The sequence below is a fragment of the Desulfovibrio sp. genome, from assembly GCF_041907885.1.
Taxonomy (GTDB): domain Bacteria; phylum Desulfobacterota; class Desulfovibrionia; order Desulfovibrionales; family Desulfovibrionaceae; genus Desulfovibrio.
The window spans coordinates 26,499-42,347 of sequence record NZ_JAYRGM010000016.1; the positions used below are offsets into that span (position 1 = coordinate 26,499).

The window sequence follows — 15,849 nt, forward strand, 5'->3', positions numbered from 1 at the left end:
GTTACGCGCCGGGAACCAGCTTTTCCTTGGTCATGGTATCGGCCACATCGTTGAGGCCCAGCGAACGGTAATGGTTCGCCCCGGGCAGGCCGGTCTTCACGTCCCAACCCTGCACTTCGTAGAAGAGGTCGAGGCTCTTTTCGATATCGGCCTTGTCCATACGAATGGTACCCTTGGTGAAGGGGGCCTTGTCTTTTTTGTCTTCAAACAGCCAGTTGGGGTACTGGTCGTGCTTTTTGCGCATGTCTGTTGTCTGCATCTGACGCGCGGTGTAGGCACGGTGCAGATTAAAGGCACGCTCGGCGCAACGGTCCAGTTCCTTGACGTCCAGATTATGGCCGGTAAGAACGCGATAATACTTGCTTTCAAGGCTGTTATCACCCATGTAGCCATCCTGCTTGTTGGGGGTGGATATCCACGGCCCCATCCAGTTGCAGAACGAAAGCATGTCGTGCAGTTCCTTGCGCTCGATGGACCACTTGGCGCGGATCATCTTGTATTTGTTGGTGGGCTTGTAATCGCCGATGGCATCCACCGCGTCGGCAGAACCCCAGAAATGCTCGGCAAGGCGCTTTTGCACATCAATGGGCAAACCGCTGCGCACAAAGTTGCAGTTGGAATGGCACATGGGGTCGCGGTTGTACTGGGTATTGATGACGCACCCGGCCTGACCATCGTCCTCGTTGGCGTGGTGCTTGGGATGCCCCATCTTCCAGTAGACGGTACGGTGGTCGTCCTTCCACTTTTCTTCAGGAATACCCATTTTTTCAAGCATATAGCCAGTGCCCATGCCCAAGAGCTGGCCAAACTCGCCCTCTTTGTAGGCAATGCGATGCACGGCAGTTTTGATGAATTCGGGGTTGCAGGCGTCCACCATGTCCCAGGGAATGGACTTGTATTCGTCTGCGCCCAGCTTCTGCTTCCAGATGCCGTCTTCGTACATGGTGCTGAAGTCGCGGAACAGCTGGCCGTAGTTTTCCCACACGCCCAGATCATCCATGAGCTCAATGCCCACAAAACCGGCCTGCCGCGCCAGATCGTTCTTTTTGCGGGTAAGCTTGGGAAACCACTCGCGCCCGCCAAACATGCCCACGCAGGTGTTGAACTGGATGGGGCTGACGCCAAACTTGGCCGCCGTGTCTTCGTCCTTCATCACGGTGTAGCAGCGGATGGGGCAGGAAAAACAGCCGTTGTTGCGCACGGTGTACTGCCACACGTTGTCACCCAAAAAGTAGGCGGCATTGTTGGTGCGGTACGAAATGCGGTTGAGCGAACGCACGTCGCCCGTAAGCGTAACAGGAGCCTCAGACGCGCCCCAGCGCTTGCCCGGCGCGCCCACCCAGCGGGAACCGGCATCCCAGTACTCAAAGAGCGGGCTGGGAAAACTGGGAACCACATGCTGGTTGTTGGCCCCAATGATGGTGCGGTGGTAGTTGATGAGCTTTTCCCACTCGGCCTTGTCGCCCGCAATGTGTACGGGCTGGCTGCCCTGAAGGGCAATGGCCTTGAGCATCTTGGAGCCCATGACAGCACCAATGCCGCAGCCCGCCGTGTGAGCACGGCTGTTGACCACCACGGAATACGGAACCAGATTTTCACCGGCGGGCCCGATGGCGGCAACAGTGCCGTCCGCGCCCACTTCTTCACTGATCACGCGGGTGGTGCGGCGCGTACCCTGCCCCCACACATGGCTGGCATCTTTAAGCCAGGCCTTGCCGTCGCGCACGTGCAGCCACACGGGGCGGTCGGCCTTGCCTTCGATAATGAGAAAGTCGTAGCCCGCGTATTTCAGGTGTTCGGCAAAGTTGCCGCCCATGTGGCCCGAACCGATAAGGTGCTGCGGCCACGAAACAGGCATGATGGTGGTAACAGCGGTACGCCCGCTGCACAACGCGCCCGTGCCGGCCAGCGGCCCCACGGCAAATACGATCTTGTTGGCTTCGTCATAGGCCTTGGTTTTGGGCGCAACTTCGTCCCAAAACACCTTGTAGCCCAGGCCCGTGCCGCCAATGACATCAAGATACTTGTAGGTGTCCTCAACAGTGATGCGGCCCGTGCTCAGGTTGACCCGCAGGCCCTTGCCCTGATAGCCGCCGAATTTTCTGGCCATAAATTCCTCCAGCTCGCAAATGGAGCGTAATTCCTGTGAATGCCCGCTCTGCGCCGTAATCTGTGCGGCGCAAAGGGTGTGCGCTACTGCTCGTATTTGAGGTTACGCGGCCCGCCGGGCGATTCCACATGGCAGGCGTTGCAGGCGGCGCGGCGGTCATCGGGAATCATCATCGAGAACGAGCCGCGCGTGGTGGCCTCGCGGGTGCGGTCGCTCCAGGGCACATAGCGCAGGGCGGCTGCGGGGCAGGCTTCCACACACTTGGGCGCGCCATTGCACAAAAAGCACTTGTCGGCCTTGCCCTGCTCTTCATCAAAGGTCATCACGCCCCAGGGGCAGGCCTTCTGGCACAGGCGGCAGCCCACGCAGCGGTCTTTGAGCACCATGCGCGTGCCCGTGCCCCTTTGGGCAACAATGGCGTTTTGCGGGCAGGCCGTGGCACACGGAACCGGGTGCGGGCACTGCTTGCAGGTATCCTGAATCACCAGCGAGCCAGAGCCGTAGATGCCCTTGGTGGTGTTTTCGAGCCCGCCTTCGGGCCCAAACATGGCGTTGCGGCTTATTTTGATGCGCGCAAGCTTGGGGTCGGCCTTGCCGTCGTTAAATTCCGTACAGGCCAGCTCGCAGCGCTGACAGCACACGCACAGGGTGGGGTCGCCCACAATCATGCCCGCCGCTTTTTCCATAATCACCAGTGGCGAAGCCTTCATGGTGGCCAGGGCCTCAGAGGCCCGCAAGGTGGCCAGCCCAAGTGCCGCACACGACGTTACCTTGATGAAACCACGGCGCGAAAGGTTTTCGAGCAGCAGATCTTCATCGGCACGTTTCAGTTTGCTCAACATATCAGCCATACAGCGCTCCTTGTCATGATCGACAATGGCATCACGGCAGCACCAGCTGCCCGTTTTCATGATATATGTGCATGCTGCCAGACTTAACATTGCCCAGCAGAGTCAACCCGCTTGCACGCGCCAGATCAACGGCGCGCGACATGGCGCGAGAAAGGGAGGCAAAAACCGGCACGCCGATGCGCACGGCCTTTTGCGCTATTTCAGAAGCGATACGCCCGCTGCTGATAATCATGTGGTCAGCGGGGTTCAGCCCCTCAACCAGCATGTAGCCCACAAGGGTATCGATGGCGTTGTGGCGGCCAATATCAAGGCAATAAAATACCATGCCCTGCCTGTTGAGCAGGGCGGCATTGTGGCAGCCGCCGGTCTGGTGGAATATTTCTGAGCGTTCTTCCAGCTCGTGCGCACCACGCAGAATAACCTGCGGATCCCAGGTGGGAACCTGCGCACGCGGCATGACGGGCAGATGGCGGGCAGAGAGCGGAATGTTCCAGCCCATGGCAGAGGTGATGGTGAGCCTTGGGGCGGCCTGCCCTGTAGAGCTGGCCGCCTTGCTACAGCAGGCCCCCCGCAGCAGCACATCAACCCGTACTTCTTCTGCAGTATCAGCCTTATCAGCCAGCTTGGCCTCGCCTCCGCAATCTGCGGTGGCAGCGGGCAGGGGCGTTACATCCACCCCGGCCAGATCGTGCAGACTGTTGATGACCCCGCACGAATAGAGAAAACCCGGCACAAAATACCGCAAGTGCTGGCCCGAACAGGCCACCCGCACAAAGGGCACGCCGTTGACGTGTACCGTCAGCGTCTGCTCCCGGCACGACAAAAAGACGGCGGGGGCAACCTTGCCATTGCTGTAGGTCAAAATATCATATTTGCGCACAGTGGCTGGGGGCGATGCCAGGGGCAACACCTCACCAGCCGGTCTGTTTTTGAGCAGCGCCATAAAACCCCTTCCTTATCATATGTGCCTGCCTCGGCCATGCGAAACGGGCGTTCCCTGCGTGCGGCCAACGGGCAGCGCGAAGGTTTTCAGGCAATGGGTTTCACCCCGCAAGGCAAAAACCTGTACGCTGAAATATTTTTATTTTTTTACATTTCTTCCGCAACAAGCTTCCCAAGCGTACGCATTCTGCCAAATGCCTTGTACCTGGGGACAGGTGAAGATACATACCTGAACCAGCTGCTGCCATGAGCGGTGGGGGGGCTGCCGCTTGAAATTTATTCTTCTCGTGTAACGTGCTGATTACACATTAAACTTTTCAATAAATTTGCATGGTTTTTATTGTTTGCGTGATCAAAGCTTAGAAAAATCACGCCCTGCCGTCAAGCGAATGTGCAATTTTTCACTCAACAGGATAATTCGTAACACACTTAAATAAAACAATATTTACAAAAACCTCGCAACTTACTATAATTACATAAGTCGGCACTATCTTTTTTTGAGGCCGGTGCAACAAGGAAGGTTTGCCCGTGTCCCACTTTTTTTGCCTGCGGGAAACAGCGGAGCTTGCCGCTTTTATTGCCGAGGCTGCGCCCCTGCCCGCAGAATCGGTGTCCATAGCTGCGGCTCTTGGCAGGGTGCTTGCCGAGGATAACTGCGCGCCCCTGCCCTGCCCTGCCGACAATCGTTCTACCCGCGATGGCTACGCTGTGCGGGCTGCCGATGTGGCCGTGGCCAGCCCGCTCAAGCCCGCAAAGCTGCGGCTGGCTGGCGAATGCCGCATGGGCGAGGCTTGTGGCGGCAATCTGCATGCGGGCGAGGCATGGCGGGTGTACACCGGCGGCCCCCTGCCGAACGGCGCGGATGCCGTGGTCATGCAGGAACACACGGTGCAGTGCTGCCCGCAATCAGACGCACAGCGTGAAGATTCCCTTCAGACGAACACGCCGCCGCCCTTCGACGAGCAGACGCTGGTGGCTGTTAGCCGCCCCTGCGCCGCCGGTCAGCATGTATTGGCCCGTGGGGCGGATGTGCCTCAGGGAGCGCTGCTGGCAAAGGCGGGAACAAAATTGGGCGCACACCAGCTTGCGCTGCTGGCCCAGTTTTTTCAGCACGTGCCGGTACACCGGCAGCCGGTGCTGGGCATTCTTGCCACTGGCGATGAATTTTGCGCCCCCTTATCCGCCACCAGCCTTGCCGCGCGCCAGACCAGCACCAATGCCCTGCTGCTGGAGGCGCTGGCCGCCACCCTTGGCGCGCGCTGCCTGCACCTTGGCACAGTGCCGGACAATATTGACGCCCTGAAACGGTATCTGATCACGGCCCTGCCAGACGGGCCAAGCCCCTGTGATGTGATAGTGGTTATTGGCGGATCATCGGGTGGCAAACGTGACTTCACCGCACAGGCCATTGCCGGGCTGCCATGCTGCCATATTTTCGGGCACGACCAGCGCGTGAGCAGTGGCCGCCCGCTTACCCTTGCCCGAGTGGGGCAGACCAGCATATGGGGCCTGCCGGGGCATTCGCTCAGCCTGGCCCTGGCGGCACAGGTTTTTCTGGCCCCCCTGCTGCGCAGGCTTGGCGGGCAGCAGACCGCCCAGCAGTTTACGGGCAGCCAGCCCACCGTTTTGGCCCGCCTTGGTCTGGCCCTGCCGGTAGAAGGAACTGCCCCCACCCACTACCCCGTTATGCTGCGGCCCGAAAACGGACGGCTGACCGCCTGGCCCGTTGACGCGGGGACAGGCAAAACCGCCGTGCTGCGCGATATGCACGGCTGGATAACCATGCCCGGCAGCGCTGCTGCAAACAGGGGCGGCCTGCGGCGGGGCGCTGCCCTGCGCGTGCGGCTTTTTGCCTGATACGTACATGGCTGCGGCCAGCCTTCCCTTTCCGCTGCGCCGCTTGCACTGGTGCAGGGCCGTGGCTACACTGGCGCAAAATCAACCCCAAGCGGTAAAAGCCATGCCCACGCGCCTTCCGGCCATACAGCAAACATTCACCCTGCCGGACAAATATCCGTATCTTGAGGTGCGCACCACCCTGCAAAGCACCCTGCCCTATGCCGAGCATTTTCACGCGGCTTTTTCATTTGGCCTTATTCTGGAGGGCGGCACGTGCTTTACCCTGATGGGGCAGCCACACGAGGCCCTCAAGGGTGACATGGCCCTTATCGCCCCCGGCCTGCCCCACAGCTGCAACCCACTGCAAGGGCAAGCCCGCAGCTACCACATGGCCTATTTTGACGCCGCGTGGTTTGCGCAACACATCTGCCGCCCCCTGGGCATTGCTGGCGAATATGCAGTCACAAAACCCGTGGTGCGCGATGCCGCGCTGTTTCAGCAGGGGCTTGCCGCTCTGGAGGCTTTTTGCAAAGGCGAGGATGAGGCAGAAAGGCTCTTTATGGATTTTTTTGCCCTGCTGCAAAAAAAACATGGCTGCCTTGCGGATGCACAACAGCCTGGCAGTAAAGCAGAATTTTCCATTGTCGCCGCTAGCCGCCTGCTGGACACTCACGACGAGGCAGCCGACGAACCAGGCCTGTCAGACAGTCACGCGCCCGTTACATCCCTTGCCCGCAGGGCTGGCCTGCGGCGCGAAAGTTTTTCGCGGGCATTCAGGCGCACGGCAGGGCTGCCGCCCAAGGCCTGGCTGCACTGCCTGCGGCTTGAAAAAGCGCGCGCACTGCTGCGGCAGGGCAAAAGCATAGCCGAGGCGGCCCTTGCGGCGGGCTATGCCGATCAAAGCCATTTTCACCGCATGTTTGTAAAATTTTATTGCGTCACGCCGGGCTGCTATCAACGGGGGCGGTCACATTCGTACAATACGCGCAAAAAAAAATAGGGTGATCTGCCAGCAAGGAGATCCCCATGCTTGCTTCCGTACCCTCACTTATCCCCGCTGCCTTTCCCGCGCTGGCCCTGGCGCACTTTCTTGCCCTGCTCAGCCCTGGGCCGGATTTTTTTCTCATCCTCGGTCACGCTGTACGCCACCGTTTGCGCGGGGCGCTGTTCATCTGCCTTGGCATAGCCCTTGGCAACGCCCTGTACATCTGCCTTGCGGTTTCCGGCTGGTCTGTCATGCGGCAAATTCCGGCGCTGTACCGGCTTATGGAGCTGGCAGGCGCTGCCTACCTTGCATGGCTTGGCTTTTTGCTGCTGCGGGCAAGCCGCCAGTCTGCAATCGGGGCAACCAGCCTTGCCACAGAAGCGACCAGCCCGCTCTCGCCTGCAAAACAACTGCTCACAGGCCTTGGCTCGGCCCTGCTCAATCCCAAGAACGCGGTTTTTTATCTCACGCTCATGACGGTCATTCTGGGGCCCGCCGCCACCCTGCCGCAGCAGGCATTTGCCGGAATCTGGATGACCCTGCTGGTTTTTGCCTGGGATGCCGCCCTGGCCGCAGCCATATCCCTGCCCGGCGCGCAGCGGGCGCTGGAAAAACGTATACCGCTTATCGAGGGGCTGGCGGGCCTGACACTGACGGCCATAGCGCTTTGGCTGGCGCTTCGGCCATTGTTTGACTGAAAAAGCATCCAGGACGAAAAGGCCCGCGTTAGTGCAACGCGGGCCTCAGTTTATGAAATAATTATTGCAAATTTCGCCCTAGGGCGCATAGGGATCAAGCTGGATATCCACCGGCGAGGTGAGGGTCAGTTCATGTTTGACCTCGGCCTTGCCGCCCGCCGCCACATCCACATTCCAGAACAGCAGATGTTCCTGTGCATCCTGCTGGGCCTGCGGTTTGTCGCGGTAGGTCACGGTAACACCCTGGTCAACCACCATGGGCATGGGCCGCTCAAGCCGCACGGTCACGGCCTTGTCGCGCGTGTTGCGCACGGTGTATGTCCAGCCCCAGGTCCAGGTGCGGCTTTTGCCAATAAATCCCTTTTCGCCGCGCTGGCGCACGTCTGCCGTGGCAGTGACCTGCACGCGCGGGTCTGCGCCAAAATACAGGGTTGTTTCGTTGCCGTTGGCGTGGAACGACCCGGTACCAACGCCCTGCCCGTCCACACTGAATTCGGCAGGGCCGTCTGGCCATATCTGCCCTTCGGGCAGTGTAGGACGCGCCATCAGCCATACGCGGCTTTCTCCCGCCGAGGGACGCGCCAGCCATTGCAGGGGGGCCTTCCACTCCGATTCCAGCACCAGCAGGCGCGAGCGGCCTTCGGGCAGCCCTTTTTCGCCCAGCGTCCAGCTGGCGTAAACGCCGGTGGTGTCGGCCACCACGGGGGCGGCAGGCGCGGGGGCGGCTTCGGGCATGGCGGCATCGGCAGCCATCATCATGCGCGGGGCCGCCTTTACCAATGGCTGGGCCACAGGCTGCGGCTGCGAATCAATGACCCAACGCGGCAGGGGCGCGGGCTCACGCGGGCCTTGCCCACGAGAAACCAGCATCAGCTGGGTGTCGGCCCAGTCCATGCCCGAAAACTGCCACACCTCGGCCATAAAGCGCACATGGGTGGTGTCGCCCTTGCCCTTGTCGGGCTGGGCGTCAAAGGAATAGGCGGCACGCCAGCCGCAGTTGCGCAGGGTGTAACTGTAGCGCACCGGCAGGCTTGCGGCAGAAACGGTTTTTTGCAGGGTGATCAGCACGCTCTGGCCCATCTCGGGGCTTGGGGGCAGCTGCTGCAACTCCTGCTTGAGCAGGGCCAGACGGCGCTCCAGATCAGCCTTTTCGTAATTGAGGGCAGGCACAACCTCGGCCATTTTCTTTTCACGTTGCGCCAGATCCTGAAAACTGCCCTCTGCGCCCTCGCCCTTCCACAGGGCCAGCTGGGCCTTTACGCCCTCAAGCTTGCCCGCAAGGGTCATGAGGGCGTGCTGGCGATCCTCGCGCATTTTGGCAAGATCACCGCTTTGATCAAGGGTTTGCGGCAAACTGGCCCAGCGCACGATGGTGTGCCCCGGAACGGAAATCTGAAAATTTTCAGCCCCGGCGGGCAGCACCAAACGTACCTGACTTGTGCCATTGGCTGTGAGCACGGGAGCCTGCTGCTCTACCTCAAGCAGGCCGCCCGAAGGCGTAAGCCTGGCCGTGCGGGGCGGTGTTGGCGCGTTTGAAAGACTTGCAGCATGCGCGCTGGTGAAAAAAAAGCCTGTCATGGCGCACAGCAAAAGCAGCAGCGCCATGGCAGGCACAGTCTGCCGCCCGCCGCGCCGCTGGCATTTCACGGAGCGGGACAGGAAAAACAACGGGGATGCAATACGTGCGTGTGACATCGGCCCTCCGGCGATAACCGCCGCAAATAAAGCCGCCGCGCCACAAGATGCGGCGCGGCGGCGGGCGGCTAACGCGTCAGTTTGCGGTACTTGATGCGGTGCGGTGTATCGGCATCCTTGCCGAGCCGCTTTTTACGGTCTTCTTCGTAGTCTGTATAGTTGCCTTCGTAAAACACCACGCTGGAATCGCCTTCAAAGGCCATGATGTGCGTGGCCACGCGGTCGAGGAACCAGCGGTCATGGCTGATAACCAGCACGCAGCCTGCAAAGTTGTCCAGCGCGTCTTCAAGGGCGCGCATGGTGTTTACGTCGATATCGTTGGTGGGTTCGTCAAGCAGCAGCACGTTGGCGCCAGACTTGAGCATGCAGGCCAGGTGTACGCGGTTGCGTTCACCACCCGAAAGCACGTCCACCTTCTTCTGCTGGTCTGCACCGTGGAAGTTAAAACGCGTGCAGTAGGCGCGGGCGTTGACTTCGCGGCCGCCCAGCTTGATGGTTTCAGCGCCGTCGCTGATAACCTCGTACACGGTTTTGCCGGGGGTGAGGGATTCACGGCCCTGATCCACATAGGCAAACTGCACGGTTTCGCCCACCTTGAGCGTGCCGGTATCGGGCTTTTCCTGGCCCACGAGCATCTTGAACAGGGTGGTCTTACCCGCGCCGTTGGGGCCGATAATGCCCACAATGGCACCGGGGGGGATGATGGCGTTGACGTTTTCCATCAGCTCCCTGTCGCCCATGCCCTTGCTCACACCCTCAAGCTCAAAGACAACCTTGCCCAGGCGCTGTCCCGGCGGAATGTAGATTTCCAGATCGGGCGCGCGCTTTTCACTCTCGTGCGAGAGCATGGCTTCGTAGGCGTTCAGACGGGCCTTGCCCTTGGCGTGGCGGCCCTTGGGCGACATGCGCACCCATTCCAGTTCGCGTTGCAGGGTCTTCTGGCGGTCGGCCTCGGTTCTTTCTTCGTTGGCAAGGCGCTTCTGCTTCTGCTCCAGCCACGATGAATAGTTGCCCTTCCACGGAATGCCCCGGCCACGGTCCAGTTCCAGAATCCAGCCCGCCACGTTGTCGAGAAAGTAACGGTCGTGGGTGACGGCAATGACCGTACCGGGAAAGGTGGAAAGAAAACGTTCGAGCCAGGCCACCGATTCGGCGTCAAGGTGGTTGGTGGGTTCGTCGAGCAGCAGAATATCGGGCGATTCGAGCAGCAGGCGGCACAGGGCCACGCGGCGGCGTTCACCACCAGAAATCTGCGCAACGGGCATGTCGCCGGGCGGGCAGCGCAGGGCGTCCATGGCCATTTCGAGGCGCGAATCAAGATCCCACACGTTCTTGGCGTCCATGAGTTCCTGCACTTCGGCCTGGCGGGTGATCAGCGCGTCCATTTCGTCGGCTTCCATGGGCTCGGCAAACTTGGCGTTGATCTCTTCAAATTCGCGGGCAATGGCGGTGAGCTCGCTCACACCGTCTTCAACAACCTCGCGCACGGTGCGGGTTTCTTCCTTCAACGGTTCCTGTTCGAGGTAACCGATGGTGTAGCCGGGGGCCAGTACGGTCTTGCCGTCAAAGGCCTGATCCACGCCTGCCAGAATGCGCAGCAGGCTGGATTTACCCGCGCCGTTCAAACCAAGCACGCCGATTTTGGCCCCGTAAAAATAGGAAAGCGAAATATCTTTCAGCACTTCCTTTTGGCCATGGCGCTTGGTGACGCGGATCATGGAATAAATAATCTTGTCCGGTTCGTTGCTCATGATGCTCCTCAAAATTTGGTGACGCTTCCTGCCCCGGCAGCACGTTCACGGGCCGGGAGAAGCGCGCGCCAAATGGGCGCGCTGGTAGTGATGACAAACCTGCGGTCAGGCAGACCCCAGATTTGCGCCGCCCAAAAGGCAGCGCCTCAAGGCGGAAAAACACCCCACTGTGCCAGCAAAACCGGCAGGGTTCTGCCATTGGCAGGGCGCGGCTTGCCTAAATATTTTGCCGGGCGGCTACTTGGCGGGCCGGTGGCGCATTGGGCGTGCGTGTAATATATGAGCCTATCCGTTAGCGGGTTCTTTTTCAAGTGCCCTTGCGTTGGGGCAAGGGCGTGCCCTGCGTCATAAAAGAGCCTGCGCACGCGTCGCAGTTGCTCACGGCTCACGGCAAAAAGCCGCCGCTTGCAAGGATGCACGCTCTCTGCCAGTATGCGCAGCACCCCGCGCGAACAAAAAATGGCCGCGCATCAGGAGGTTACGTTGACCAGTCTTATACTGCGCGCTGCCAACGCCATTACCCGGTATATGGGCGTGCTCATACTCACATGCTCTGCCCTTGCATTGTGGAAACCCATAATATTTCAGTGGGTAGCACCCTACGTGACACCGCTTCTGGGCTGTATCATGTTTGGCATGGGCATGACCCTGCGCCTCAAGGATTTCAGCCTTGTTTTTTCTCAGCCGCGTGCCCTGCTGCTGGGCCTGCTGGCCCAGTTCGTGTGCATGCCACTGCTGGCCTTTGCGCTGTGCCACATATTTGCCCTGCCGCCCGATCTGGCCATGGGCGTCATACTGGTGGGCACGGCCCCCGGCGGCACGGCCTCAAACGTGCTTACCTTCATCGCCAAAGGTGACGTGCCGTATTCGGTGGCGCTCACCTCGCTTGCCACGGTTGTTGCGCTGGTGCTCATGCCCGTGCTCACATGGCTGCTTGGCGGCGTATGGGTTCCTGTGGACATGGCTGGCCTGTTTGTTTCCATTCTCAAAATCGTGGTCATTCCCGTTTTGCTGGGCATTGTGGCGCACCGCTACTGCGCGGGGCTGACCAGCCGCGCCCTGCCCTTCCTGCCCCCGCTTTCAGCGCTTACCATTACAGTTGTGGTGGCGGGCATCATTGCCATCAACGCGCAGAGCATCCTTCAGGCCAGCGCAGCAATCTTTATTGTGGTTGTGTGCCACAACCTGTTGGGCATGATCCTCGGCTACGCAGCCGGGCGCATGTGGAAATTTGACGAACCCCGCTGCCGTGCCCTGTGTTTTGAGGTGGGAACGCAAAATTCCGGCCTTGCCACGGCCCTGGCCCTGGCGCACTTTTCGCCCGTTGCGGCCATTGCTGGGGCGCTGTTCAGCGTATGGCAAAACATATCTGGCGCGCTGGTTTCCAACTATTTTCACGGCAGGCAAACCGGGCAGAACAAACCCTGATCCCGCGCACGCGATGGGTGCACTGCGGAACACACCGGGGTACAACGGCTTTGACTCTGGCGCGGGCCTGTGCCAGTTTGTTGGCAAGGCTGCCAGTAGCAGACCGCAGGCAATGGCAACGCACAACAGTTTTCACGTTCAACCACTTACCCGCAAGAGGGATGAAGGAAACGCCATGAGCAAGGAAGTCATCAGCACCAGCAACGCCCCCGGGGCGGTGGGCCCCTACAGCCAGGGTATCAAAATCGGCAACCTGTTCTTTATTTCCGGCCAGACACCCATTGATCCCGCCGTTGGCAAACTGGTGGAGGGCGATGTGGCGGCCCAGGCAGAACAGGCCTGCAAAAATGTTTTTGCAGTACTTGAATCACAGGGCCTCACTGCCGACAACGTGGTTAAAACCACTGTGTTTATTACCGACATGAGTACCTTTGCTCTGGTGAACGAAGTGTACAAAAAATACTTTACGGCTCCCTACCCCGCGCGTTCGTGCGTTGAGGTCAGCAAGCTGCCCGTAGGCGCACAGGTAGAAATCGAGGCCATTGCCTCCCTGTAGCCACAAAGCCCCCTGCGGCGGCAATACCGCGCATCTGCAACGCGGCCCCTTACTGCAAGTGGCCGCGTTGTTTTTTTACGGCCAGACAAAAGCGCGGGGGCTGCCCACAGGCACGGCTGGCTGGTGTTGAGCGGGCATGAACAGGAGCCTTGCCGATTTACAGAAATCATAAAATAGTGGACTATACAAAGGTTAAACAACAGATACGAGGCGCACGGCATGGATGACCCAAGAGCGGATACGGCAGGGCAGTTTTCCCTGCAAATGCAGAAACTGCTTTTGCAGCACTGCCTTGCCGCCTGGCCGCGCCGGGGGCGCACCCTGCTTGAAATAAACTGCGGGGGCGGCGATTTTTTGCCGCTGCTGTGGGAATGCGGCTTTGACATGACCGCCACAGAGTCAAACCCCGATCTGCGGGCCGAGGCGGGCCGCATGGCCGACCGTGCCGAAGTTCTGGCTGCCACCGACGACCATCTGCCCTTTGACGATGCCGAATTTGACTGGGTAGTGCTGCACCTTGTTTCGCCCGGTGCCCAAAGCGCGCGCGCTGCCATGACAGAAGCACTGCGCGTGGCCTCTGCCGGTGTTGCCCTTACCTTCTGGAACGCGGCTTCACTGCCCTTTATGCTGCACTGCATCACGGGCCGCAAACAGCCGTGGCACGGCCCGGCCTTTTGCTGGTGGCAGATGTGGCGGGCCCTCAGAAGCCTTGCCGCAGGCAGTATAAGCGGGGCAAGCGTGCTTGCCGGCCCGCAGGGAACCTGGAACGCCGCGTGCGGGCTCTCGCGCTGCAACAGGGTTTTGCCCTGGCTGCCCATGGGCGCGTGGGGCATCATACGCATTGACCTGAACAAGTCGCGCCCGGTTACGCCGTTACCCCTGCGCCTTGGCCGCAGGCGTATGCGCCGCCCGGAACCGGCCATGGAATGCGGCCACAAATCCCAGGCAAGAGCCGTCAACACTGAAAGGTAAACGTCATGAGCCTGCCCGCCGTTGCCTCACTTATTGCCTTTACCCGCAAGCACACCTTTGTGCTTGCCGCCATACTGCTTGTCATTCTTGCTGCCGTGGGCGGCTACAGCGGCTGGCGGCACTATCAGTTTCGCCAGACTGCCGAATTTGCCTTTTCGCAACTCAAGGACGCCCTGCGCCCTGTCAAACCCGCAGACCTGGCCGTGCGTGTAGATTTTGCCGCCATCACCAAACCTCTGGTCAAGGCCGTGGTGCAGCACTACCCCGCGCTCAAACAGGGGCCCAACCAAACGCGTGACCTGAGCGACATGATTCAGATTGGCCTGCTCAAGCAGGCCCGCATCAAGGAAGAACCCGCCAAGGAAGAAACCGACGAAGTCGCGAGGCTTAAAACCCCTCTCTATCTTTTGCCGCCCACCTTTTATACACAGCTGGCTGAAACCCTTACCCTGCAAAACCCCACCGACACCACGGCACTTATTGCCGCCAAGGTGCGCCACCCGGTGCTGAACAAGGAATTTTCGATCTTGCTGCGCATGGATAAAACACCAGAAGGCTGGCGGGTTGACGATTTTGTCAATGCCGAAGACATTGTGCGCCAGTTCCGTGAATACCAGATGGAACGCATGGTTGCGCAACGGCAGATCATTCTTGACAAAAATGCCAACATAAAGAAACGCATGGAAGATATCCTGCCCATCAGATCGTGTACGGCCAGCGCGGGGCTTATTTCTGACGGCAAAACGCTGCTGGTTGTGGTCAATGTAAAGAGCAAGAATAACAGCAGTGTCATGGTCAGCAACATGGATCTTTTTACAAAAATCTACGCGCCCGACGGAACAGAACTGTTGCAACGGTATCTGAACGCCGTGCAGCCCACTGCTTCTGGTGAAGATTTTGAACGCAACTGGACCATTGAACTTGACGGCGAAAGCGCGTTGGGCAAAGCCATTTTGTCGGCCCGCAAGCTTACCTGCGACGCCTCGTGGAAAACCCTGGGCATGGCCAACGGCGAGGTGCTGCACTTTGCCGTGGCGCCCGCGCTGCTCGAAGAATTTCAGTAATTTTCACAATCACCTGCCCCTAATGCCCTTTTCTAGCGCATGCTAATATGTCATAGTGATGCGGTTGGCGGGCCGGGCAAAAGACCCGTGCCAACCGTACATAAACTCAAGGAGCCGCAAAATGTCGGGCCTCAGCCGTTCCATACACCTTACGGTGCATATCCATAAAGACCCCGCAGCCATGGCCGAACGCGCCGCCCACATTCTGGCGGCTGCCTGCGAAGAAGCCATTGCCGACAGGGGTATTTTCCGCATCGCCCTTTCTGGCGGGCAAACCCCAACGCCGCTCTTTCGCCTGCTGGCGGGCAAAGACTGGGCCGACCGCCTTCCCTGGGACAAAATGACCTTTTACTGGGTTGACGAACGCTGTGTTGGCCCAGACCACGCGGACAGCAACTACGGCCTTGCCCGCCGCGAGCTGCTGAGCATGGTTCCGGCCACCCACTTTTTCCGCATGCGCGGTGAAGAAGACCCCGTTGAAGCTGCCGTCAAGTACGAGCAGCAGATCAGGGCCGAGTTCAACCTTGGCCACCACGAGCTGCCCCGCTTCGACTTTATGCTGCTGGGCATGGGCGAAGACGGGCACACCGGCTCCATTTTTCCCAATTCGCCCGCCCTGGCCGAACGCAAGCGCCTGGTCATCGACCAGTATGTGCCCGAACGCAAGGCCGACCGCCTCACGCTGACCCTGCCCGTCATCAACAACGCGCGCTGCTGCATGTTTCTGGTGACCGGCAAGGAAAAGCACGACGTGCTTTCGCGCGCGCTCAATCTGCTGGCCGAGCCCACCCTGCCCGCGCAAAAGGTTCGCCCCGGCTTTGGCGAACTTATCTGGGTTGTGGACGAAGCCGCAGCCAGAGGCGAATAACTGCCGCACTGCTTAACCAGTTGTTTACAACTGGCTAGCCACTTATCCATAATAGACAAGCCCCTCTTTTGAGGGGCTTTTTTCGTTTTG

At 59.8% G+C, this 15,849-nt stretch carries 13 protein-coding genes; 8 read left to right on the top strand and 5 right to left on the bottom strand.

All coding sequences use genetic code 11. From position 1 onward, the window contains the following. Position 1: 1 nt before the first annotated feature. From ACE3NW_RS09130 to ACE3NW_RS09140, 3 genes are all read right to left on the bottom strand, one after another. On the bottom strand, positions 2 to 2,110 hold the full coding sequence (locus ACE3NW_RS09130) for an aldehyde ferredoxin oxidoreductase (protein ID WP_374282621.1): 2,109 nt from the start codon (positions 2,108 to 2,110) through the stop codon (positions 2 to 4). Between the two features lie 83 nt (positions 2,111 to 2,193). After that, entirely contained in the window at positions 2,194 to 2,961 is a 768-nt protein-coding gene (locus ACE3NW_RS09135; protein ID WP_374282623.1) for a 4Fe-4S dicluster domain-containing protein, read from the bottom strand. A gap of 31 nt (positions 2,962 to 2,992) precedes the next feature. Continuing rightward, positions 2,993 to 3,904, bottom strand: coding sequence for a formate dehydrogenase accessory sulfurtransferase FdhD (locus ACE3NW_RS09140; protein ID WP_374282625.1), 912 nt, complete (start codon positions 3,902 to 3,904; stop codon positions 2,993 to 2,995). 527 nt (positions 3,905 to 4,431) lie between these two features. On the opposite strand from ACE3NW_RS09140, the gene ACE3NW_RS09145 reads away from it, so the two are divergent. From ACE3NW_RS09145 to ACE3NW_RS09155, 3 genes are all read left to right on the top strand, one after another. Continuing rightward, on the top strand, positions 4,432 to 5,760 hold the full coding sequence (locus tag ACE3NW_RS09145; RefSeq protein ID WP_374282627.1) for a molybdopterin molybdotransferase MoeA: 1,329 nt from the start codon (positions 4,432 to 4,434) through the stop codon (positions 5,758 to 5,760). A gap of 103 nt (positions 5,761 to 5,863) precedes the next feature. Further along, positions 5,864 to 6,742, top strand: a complete 879-nt coding sequence (locus ACE3NW_RS09150) for a helix-turn-helix transcriptional regulator (protein WP_374282629.1) — start codon at positions 5,864 to 5,866, stop codon at positions 6,740 to 6,742. 26 nt (positions 6,743 to 6,768) lie between these two features. Continuing rightward, positions 6,769 to 7,425 (top strand): LysE family translocator, encoded by a 657-nt coding sequence (locus tag ACE3NW_RS09155; RefSeq protein WP_374282631.1) that lies wholly within the window; start codon positions 6,769 to 6,771, stop codon positions 7,423 to 7,425. Between the two features lie 78 nt (positions 7,426 to 7,503). Here ACE3NW_RS09155 and ACE3NW_RS09160 read toward each other — a convergent pair whose 3' ends face one another. Both ACE3NW_RS09160 and ettA read right to left on the bottom strand, forming a co-directional pair. Further along, the gene (locus tag ACE3NW_RS09160; protein WP_374282633.1) at positions 7,504 to 9,030 is read right to left on the bottom strand and encodes a DUF4139 domain-containing protein; all 1,527 of its coding nucleotides are present in this window, start codon (positions 9,028 to 9,030) and stop codon (positions 7,504 to 7,506) included. Between the two features lie 158 nt (positions 9,031 to 9,188). Then, positions 9,189 to 10,871 (bottom strand): energy-dependent translational throttle protein EttA, encoded by a 1,683-nt coding sequence (gene ettA / locus ACE3NW_RS09165; RefSeq protein WP_374282635.1) that lies wholly within the window; start codon positions 10,869 to 10,871, stop codon positions 9,189 to 9,191. 483 nt (positions 10,872 to 11,354) lie between these two features. Here ettA and ACE3NW_RS09170 point away from each other — a divergent pair, with 483 nt between their 5' ends. The 5 genes from ACE3NW_RS09170 (at position 11,355) to pgl (ending at position 15,759) form a co-directional block, all read left to right on the top strand. Beyond that, a complete protein-coding gene (locus tag ACE3NW_RS09170) occupies positions 11,355 to 12,299 on the top strand; it encodes a bile acid:sodium symporter family protein (protein WP_374282637.1) in 945 nt (314 codons plus the stop codon). Positions 12,300 to 12,474: 175 nt separating this feature from the next. Continuing rightward, positions 12,475 to 12,855 (top strand): RidA family protein, encoded by a 381-nt coding sequence (locus ACE3NW_RS09175; RefSeq protein WP_374282639.1) that lies wholly within the window; start codon positions 12,475 to 12,477, stop codon positions 12,853 to 12,855. 219 nt (positions 12,856 to 13,074) lie between these two features. After that, positions 13,075 to 13,827, top strand: coding sequence for a class I SAM-dependent methyltransferase (locus ACE3NW_RS09180; RefSeq protein ID WP_374282641.1), 753 nt, complete (start codon positions 13,075 to 13,077; stop codon positions 13,825 to 13,827). A 5-nt stretch (positions 13,828 to 13,832) separates the two neighbouring features. Then, positions 13,833 to 14,891, top strand: coding sequence for a translation initiation factor IF-2 (locus ACE3NW_RS09185; protein ID WP_374282644.1), 1,059 nt, complete (start codon positions 13,833 to 13,835; stop codon positions 14,889 to 14,891). A 121-nt stretch (positions 14,892 to 15,012) separates the two neighbouring features. After that, complete coding sequence (gene pgl / locus ACE3NW_RS09190; RefSeq protein ID WP_374282646.1) at positions 15,013 to 15,759, top strand: 6-phosphogluconolactonase; 747 nt, start codon at positions 15,013 to 15,015, stop codon at positions 15,757 to 15,759. The last annotated feature ends 90 nt before the right edge of the window (positions 15,760 to 15,849 follow it).